Here is a 7,171-nt window from a genome sequence, read left to right as displayed (position 1 = left end):
GAGTACCGGTCCCGCGGCGACGCGGCTCCCCGACGGCTTCCGGGTCGCGCTGGACCGTCGTGTCCGCCGGCTCCCCGGCGCGGACGGCGGCGCGGCGCTCCTCGGCGGCGCCCCGCCGCGCCTGGTGCACCTGCGCCCCGCGGCCCGCGAGGCCCTCGGTTCCGCGCAGACCCTCACCGCGCGGAACCCCGTCTCCACGGCCCTGGCCCGAACCCTGCTCGACGCCGGGCTCGCCCACCCGACCCTTCCGCAGCCCGGTGCCCCTGACGCCGGGGACGTGACGGTCGTCGTCCCGGTCAAGGACCGGCCGCTCGGTCGCCTCCTCGCCGCGTTGCCCGCGGGCCTCGGTGGTCTGATCGTGGTCGACGACGGCAGCGCGGACCCCGTGTTCCTCGCGCACGAGGTGCACGCCGCCGGTGGCGAGGTCGTCCGGCACGAGCGCTCGAAGGGTCCCGCCGCCGCCCGCAACGCCGGGCTCGCCGCGGCAGCGACCCCGCTGGTCGCGTTCCTGGACTCGGACGTCGTCCCGCTCGACGGCTGGCTCGCGCCGCTGCTCGCGCACCTCGCGGACCCGGCGGTCGCGCTCGTCGCGCCGCGGATCGTCGCCCTCCCGCCGCACCGGGGCCTCCTCGGCCGCTACGAGGCCGTCCGCTCGTCGTTGGACCTCGGCCCCGACCCCGCGCTCGTCGTCCCGCGCTCCCGGGTCGCGTACGTCCCGAGCGCCGCACTGCTCGTGCGCAAGGCGGCGCTGGGGGCCGGCTTCGACGAGCGGATGCACGTCGCCGAGGACGTCGACCTGGTCCTGCGCCTGCACGCCGCGGGCTGGCGGCTGCGGTACGAGCCGTCGTCGGAGGTGGCGCACGAGCACCGCAGCGATCCGCGTGCGTGGTGGCTGCGCAAGGCCTACTACGGCACCGGCGCGGCGCCGCTCGCGCTACGCCATCCCGGGTCGGTGCCGCCGATGGTGCTCTCGCCCTGGTCCGCGGTGGTGTGCGCGCTGCTCCTGCTGCAGCGCCGATGGGCGTACGCGGGCGCTGCCGCCGTCACCGCCGTCGCGACGGAACGGCTGTCCCGCAAGCTGAGCCGGCTGCGGGATCCCCGGATGTCCGCGGCGAGGCTGACGGGCCTCGGGCTCGCCGGCGCGGTCCTGCAGCTCGCCTCCGGGCTCACCCGGCACTTCTGGCCCGTCGCGGCGCTCGCGGTCCCGTTCTCGACGCGTGCCCGGCGGGCGGTGCTCGTCGCGGCGCTCGCCGAGGGCGTCGGGGACTGGTGGACCCATCGGGACCGGGATCCCGCCGTCCGTCCCGGCCTGCTCGGGCACGTGGTGGCCCACCGGTTGGACGATCTTGCGTACGGAAGCGGGCTCTGGTGGGGGGCCCTGCGCGCGCGGACGGCCGCCCCGCTGCTGCCGACGGGGCCCACCACGCGCCGCGCAAGCCCGCCGGCGGGTGTCACGACACCTCTGGTGGGGGGCGGTGCCGTCCGACAGGCTTAATCCACTCGGGTGATAAATCGTGGACGGGCTTGTCGCTGCTACGGGGTTCTAGCCCGCATTCAACCGCGCCTGCGGATTCGTTCTGTGCACGCTTCTGCCGATCCCCGTTCCTCACCCGGCCGACCGGCCCGAACACGGCCGCAGGCATGTTGCACGAGGCGATCATCGGCGGTGAGATGTGGTCGCCGCCACAACGCGTGCGCGGTTCCCGCGGGAAGTCCTGCGCGGTCCGGCAGGGATGCCGGTCGCGGACGAGGAGTGGATTCCATGGCACAGGTCCGGGTCACCGTCGACGGCGTGAACTACGCCGACGACGTCGAGCCCCGCATGCTGCTGGTGCAGTACCTGAGGGAGCGGCTGGGCAAGACCGGCACCCTCATCGGCTGTGACACGAGCAACTGCGGTGCCTGCACCGTCAGTCTGAACGGGCAGAGCGTGAAGTCCTGCTCCGTCCTGGCCGTCCAGGCCGACGGCACCGAGGTCACCACCATCGAGGGGCTCGCGCGCGACGGCCAGCTGCACCCCGTGCAGAGCGCCTTCAACGAGTGCCACGGCCTGCAGTGCGGCTACTGCACGCCCGGCATGATCATGGCCGCCGTCGACCTGCTCGGCGACAACCCCGACCCCGACGAGCACGAGGTGCGCGAGGGCATCGAGGGCAACCTCTGCCGCTGCACCGGCTACCAGAACATCGTCCGCTCGGTGCAGCGCGCCGCGCAGCTCATGAAGCCGGGCGCCTCCGTCCCGACCGAGACGCCGGCCCCCGTCGCGGGAGGCAACTGAACACCATGACGACGACCGCCGAACCCACCGCGCTCGAATTCGGTAAGGCCCGGACCCGCAAGGAAGACGCGCGTCTGATCACCGGCCGAACCCGTTTCACCGACTCCATCACCCCGACCGGCACAGTGTTCCTGCACGTCGTCCGGTCACCGATCGCCCACGCGACGATCACCGGGATCGACAAGTCCGCCGCCGAGGCCTCCCCGGGTGTCTTCGGCGTCTACACCGCCGCCGACCTCGGCGCGGAGGGCATCGGTCTGCCGCACGTCTGGCCGCTCACCCCGAACGAGAAGGCGCCCCAGCGCCCGCTGCTCGCCATCGACACCGTGCACTTCGCCGGCGAGGGCATCGCGGTGGTGCTCGCCCGCTCGGCCGCCGAGGCGCGGGATGCCGCGGACCTCGTCGAGGCCGACTACGAGCCGCTCGCGCCCGTGCTCGACATGGAGGCCGCCGTCGCCGACGGCGCGGACCTCGTCCACCCGTCGCTGGAGACCAACGTCAGCGACGTGTGGGTCTTCGACGCGGGCGCCGCCGGCACCGGTGGCGACGTGGACGAGGCGATCACCGCCGCCGAGGCGGACCCGGACTCCGTCGTCGTCCGCCGCCGCTTCCGCCAGCAGCGGCTCATCCCGGCGTTCATGGAGCCGCGCTCCGCGGTGGTGGACCCGACCGGCGAGCAGATCGTCATGTACTCGGCCACCCAGGTGCCGCACGTGCTGCGCACGATGACCACGGCGACGCTGGGCATCCCGGAGAGCAAGCTCCGGGTCATCGCCCCCGACGTGGGCGGTGGGTTCGGCGGCAAGCTGTCCGTCACCCCCGAGGAGCTCCTGTGCGTGGTCGTGGCGCAGAAGCTCGGCAAGCCGGTCAAGTGGACCGAGACCCGCTCGGAGTCCCTGCTCGCGGCGCACCACGGCCGGGACCAGATCCAGGACATCACGATCACGGCCAAGAAGGACGGCACGGTCACCGGCCTGGACGTGAGGCTGCTCGCGGACATGGGCGCCTACCTGGAGCTCGTCGGCCCCGGCGTCCCGGTGCTCGGTGCCTTCATGTTCAACGCGATCTACAAGATCCCGGCCTACAAGTTCACCTGCACGACGGTGCTGACCACCAAGACGCCGACCGGCGCCTACCGCGGTGCCGGGCGTCCCGAGGCCACGTTCGCCATCGAGCGGATCATGGACGAGCTGGCCGTCGAGCTCGGCCGGGACCCGCTCGAGCTGCGGAAGCAGAACTGGATCACGCACGAGGAGTTCCCGTTCACCACCGTCGTCGGGCTCACCTACGACTCGGGCAACTACGAGCAAGCCACGGACAAGGCCGTCGAGCTCTTCGACTACGCCGGCCTGCGCCGTGAGCAGGAGGAGCGCCGCCGCAACGGCGACAAGGTCCAGCTCGGCATCGGCATCTCCACCTTCACCGAGATGTGCGGCCTCGCGCCGTCGCGCGTGCTGGGCTCGCTGGGCTACGGGGCGGGTGGCTGGGAGGCCGCCAGCGTCCGGATGCTTGCCACCGGGAAGGTCGAGGTCGTCACCGGCGCCTCCGGGCACGGGCAGGGCCACGAGACGGCGTTCAGCCAGATCGTCGCGGACCAGCTCGGGGTGCCCTTCGAGGACGTCGAGATCCTGCACGGGGACACGCAGATCTCCCCGAAGGGCCTGGACACCTACGGGTCGCGCTCGCTCGTCGTCGGCGGCATCGCCATCGTCAAGGCGACGGAGAAGGTCGTCGCGAAGGCGAAGAAGATCGCCGCGCACATGCTCGAGGCGTCCGAGGAGGACATCGAGTTCAACGCGGGCCAGTTCACCGTCAGGGGCACCGGCCAGGGCAAGGCCATCCAGGAGATCGCCTGGGCCGCGTTCACCGGGCACGACTACCCGGCGGACATGGAGCCCTCTCTTGACTCCGACGCCGTCTACGACCCGGAGAACTTCTCCTACCCGCACGGCACCCACCTCGCCGCGATCGAGGTCGACACCGAGACCGGGCACGTCGACCTGCGGCACTACGTCTGCGTCGACGACATCGGCACCGTCGTCAACCCACTGATCGCGGAGGGCCAGGTGCACGGCGGTCTGGCCCAGGGCATCGCGCAGGCCCTCTTCGAGGAGGCCAACTACGACGAGCAGGGCACGCTGGTCAACGGCACGTTCGTGGACTACACCCTGCCGTCGGCCGCGGACCTGCCGAGCTTCACCACGGCGACGGTGGAGACCCCGGCCACGTCCAACCCGCTGGGCGTCAAGGGCGTCGGCGAGGCGGGCACCATCGCCTCGACGCCGGCCATCGTCAACGGCGTGATCGACGCGATCCGCCACCTCGGTGTCCGCGAGGTCGAGATGCCCTGCACCTCGCAGCGGGTCTGGCGGGCGATCCAGGACGCCCAGGGCAAGGCCACCCGGGAGACCCCGATCGACACCCACTCACCGGGTGCCGGTCTCGGCTCGATCGACCCGAACAACCCGCAGGGAGAGGTCCAGTGATCCCGTCCCAGTTCGACTACGTCAAGCCGGCGTCGGTCGACGAGGCAGTGCAGGCGCTGGTCCAGGCCGGTGAGGACGCCAAGATCCTCGCCGGCGGGCAGAGCCTGCTCCCGGTGCTCCGGCTCCGGCTCGCCGCGCCGTCGGTGGTCATCGACCTCGGGGGTATCCCCGAGCTCCGGACGATCTCCGACGACGGCGACCGGATCGCGATCGGCGCGATGGCACCGCACCACGACGTCCTGCGGGACGACCTGGTGAAGCAGCACGTCGCGCTGCTCGCCCAGGCCACGTCGACGGTCGCGGACCCGCAGGTGCGCCACCGCGGCACGCTGGGCGGCGCGCTCGCCCACGCGGACCCGGCCGGCGACCTCGGCGCCGTCGCGCTGGCGCTGGAGGCCGAGTTCGTCATCGCCGGGACCTCCGGCACCCGCACGGTGACCGCGGCGGACTTCTTCGTGGACTACTTCACCACCGCGATCGGCGAGGGCGAGATCCTCACCCAGGTCCGGTTCCCGAAGTACACCGGTTGGACCAGCCACTACGAGAAGTTCAACCGCACCGCGCAGGCCTGGTCGATGTGCGCGGTCGCCGCCGCGCTGAGGATCGACGGCGGCACCATCGCCGAGGCCCGCATCGGTCTGACCAACATGGGCACCACGCCGATCCGGGCCACCGGGGTCGAGCAGGCGCTCGTCGGGCAGTCCGCCACCGCGGATGCGGTTCGGGCCGCGGCCGAACACGCGACCGAGGGCACTGCGGCACCCAGTGACGCGGACGCCGCCGCCGACTACCGTGAGCACCTGGCCAGGGTCCTCACCGGCCGGGCGGTGCTCGCGGCCGCCGGCTGACGGAGACCCTATTTCGGTGGGACGCTCGCCTGGTCTTTCCGGGCGGGCGTTCCGCCGTTTCCGCCGTCACCGCATCCGACGGGGTGTGGAAGTGCGGCCTGCGACGAGGAGGCAGTAGCAATGCAGCTGGAGAACAAGTTCACCATCGCGGCGCCCATCGAGGAGGCGTGGGCGGCTCTGAACAACCCCGAGACCGTCGCGCCGTGCTTCCCGGGCGCCACGCTCACCGAGTACGAGAACGACTCCTTCACCGGCACGGTGAAGGTGAAGCTGGGCCCGATCTCCCTGACGTACAAGGGCAAGGGCACCTACATCGACCGGGACGACGCAAACCACAAGGTCGTCATCGACGCGACGGGCCGTGACTCGCGCGGCAACGGCACCGCCGCCGCGAAGGTCACAGGCTCGATGAAGGCGGACGGGCCGGACAAGACCGAGGTCACGATGGTGACCGACATGTCCATCACCGGGCGTCCGGCGCAGTTCGGCCGCGGCGTGATCTCGGACGTGGCGGACAAGATCATCGGCCAGTTCTCGTCCTGCCTGGCGGACAAGCTCGGGGACAAGCAGGAGGCCCCGGCCCCCGCCGCGACGCCGTCGGCGAACGGCTCGGCCGCCCCGGCCGCCGGTGCGTCGTCCACGGCCCCGGGCGCCCCCGCGGCGGTCACGACGCCGAAGCCGGCGTCGAGCCCGACCCGCAGCTCCGTCGACGCGATCGACCTGCTGGACTCCGCGGGCGCCCCGGTGCTCAAGCGGCTCGCCCCGGTCGCCGGTGCGCTGGCCGCCCTGCTGGTGATCTTCATGATCATTCGGCGGGTCCGCTCCAGCTGATCCCGGCGCTCCACCCACGGCACAGGGCCGGTGACCCCGCTCGGGGTCACCGGCCCTGTCCCGTTCCCGGGTGGGGAGCTCAGTCGTGGTTCGGGCCGTCGTCATCTCCGCCGTGGCGACCGCTCCGGTCGTCCCCGCCGTGCCGGCCGGAGCCGTCGACACCGCGGCCGGAGTCGTCGACGCGCAGGCCGGAGTCGTCGACGCCGCTCCGGCCGCCCCTGTCGTCCACCCGCACCGCGCTGCCCCCGGTCGGGGCGGCGCTCCCGGTCCTGGCCGTGCCCCGCTCGGCGACCGCGCCGGTCGTGGTGTCGACGTAGAGGGTGTGTGCGCCCCGCGCGTCCGTGACCTCGACCTCCCAGAACCCGCGGCCGTGCTCGGTCTCGCTCTCGGTGTGGTGGGTGATCGTGCCGCCGCCGACGTGGGCCAGGGCGGCCTGCTCCGCGGCGGAGCGGTCGATCGTCGCCGCCGGACTCGGCAGCGGGAAGGTCGTGGTCGGCATCGTCGTGGCGGCCGACGTCCTGACGGTGTCGTCGGTCCCCGTCCGGGTCGCGTCGTCGCCGGAGAAGGCGAGGGCGGTGCCGCCCAGGGCGACGAGCGCGGCGGTGACGGCGGCACCGAGGGTGAGCAGGCGGCGGGTGGTCATCGTGGTTTCCTCTTCACTGGTCGTGGACCGGACACCGAGGACGATGCCGGGCCGCGCCCCAACGGCGCGCTGCGTCGCGCCTAAG

General features: G+C 72.8%; 6 protein-coding genes. 5 read left to right on the top strand and 1 reads right to left on the bottom strand.

What is annotated here, in order from left to right; all coding sequences use genetic code 11:
* The 5 genes from mftF to JWP64_RS02985 form a co-directional block, all read left to right on the top strand.
* On the top strand, positions 1 to 1,495 hold a 1,495-nt coding region (mftF, locus tag JWP64_RS03005; protein ID WP_297491962.1), incomplete at its 5' end, for a mycofactocin biosynthesis glycosyltransferase MftF.
* Positions 1,496 to 1,762: 267 nt separating this feature from the next.
* The gene (locus JWP64_RS03000; RefSeq protein ID WP_297491960.1) at positions 1,763 to 2,278 is read left to right on the top strand and encodes a (2Fe-2S)-binding protein; all 516 of its coding nucleotides are present in this window, start codon (positions 1,763 to 1,765) and stop codon (positions 2,276 to 2,278) included.
* 5 nt (positions 2,279 to 2,283) lie between these two features.
* The gene (locus JWP64_RS02995) at positions 2,284 to 4,764 is read left to right on the top strand and encodes a xanthine dehydrogenase family protein molybdopterin-binding subunit (RefSeq protein WP_297491959.1); all 2,481 of its coding nucleotides are present in this window, start codon (positions 2,284 to 2,286) and stop codon (positions 4,762 to 4,764) included.
* Positions 4,761 to 5,612, top strand: coding sequence for a xanthine dehydrogenase family protein subunit M (locus JWP64_RS02990; protein WP_297491957.1), 852 nt, complete (start codon positions 4,761 to 4,763; stop codon positions 5,610 to 5,612). Before JWP64_RS02995 ends, JWP64_RS02990 begins: the two co-directional genes overlap by 4 nt.
* A gap of 120 nt (positions 5,613 to 5,732) precedes the next feature.
* Complete coding sequence (locus tag JWP64_RS02985; RefSeq protein WP_297491955.1) at positions 5,733 to 6,443, top strand: SRPBCC family protein; 711 nt, start codon at positions 5,733 to 5,735, stop codon at positions 6,441 to 6,443.
* A 79-nt stretch (positions 6,444 to 6,522) separates the two neighbouring features.
* On the opposite strand, the gene JWP64_RS02980 is transcribed toward JWP64_RS02985, so the two are convergent.
* Positions 6,523 to 7,086: a PepSY domain-containing protein gene (locus tag JWP64_RS02980; protein ID WP_297491954.1), complete on the bottom strand. Its 564-nt coding sequence runs from the start codon at positions 7,084 to 7,086 to the stop codon at positions 6,523 to 6,525.
* Positions 7,087 to 7,171 lie beyond the last annotated feature (85 nt).

It is taken from the genome of Pseudonocardia sp., assembly GCF_025465255.1.
Classification (GTDB): Bacteria; Actinomycetota; Actinomycetes; order Mycobacteriales; family Pseudonocardiaceae; genus Pseudonocardia.
Note: the sequence above shows the minus strand (reverse complement) of the source record. Positions and strands in the feature narration are given on the sequence as shown.

Coding starts and splice junctions, on each gene's coding strand:
- JWP64_RS03000 (WP_297491960.1), top strand. CDS start 1,763: ATGGCACAGGTCCGGGTCACCGTCGACGGCGTGAACTACGCCGACGAC.
- JWP64_RS02995 (WP_297491959.1), top strand. CDS start 2,284: ATGACGACGACCGCCGAACCCACCGCGCTCGAATTCGGTAAGGCCCGG.
- JWP64_RS02985 (WP_297491955.1), top strand. CDS start 5,733: ATGCAGCTGGAGAACAAGTTCACCATCGCGGCGCCCATCGAGGAGGCG.
- JWP64_RS02980 (WP_297491954.1), bottom strand. CDS start 7,086: ATGACCACCCGCCGCCTGCTCACCCTCGGTGCCGCCGTCACCGCCGCG.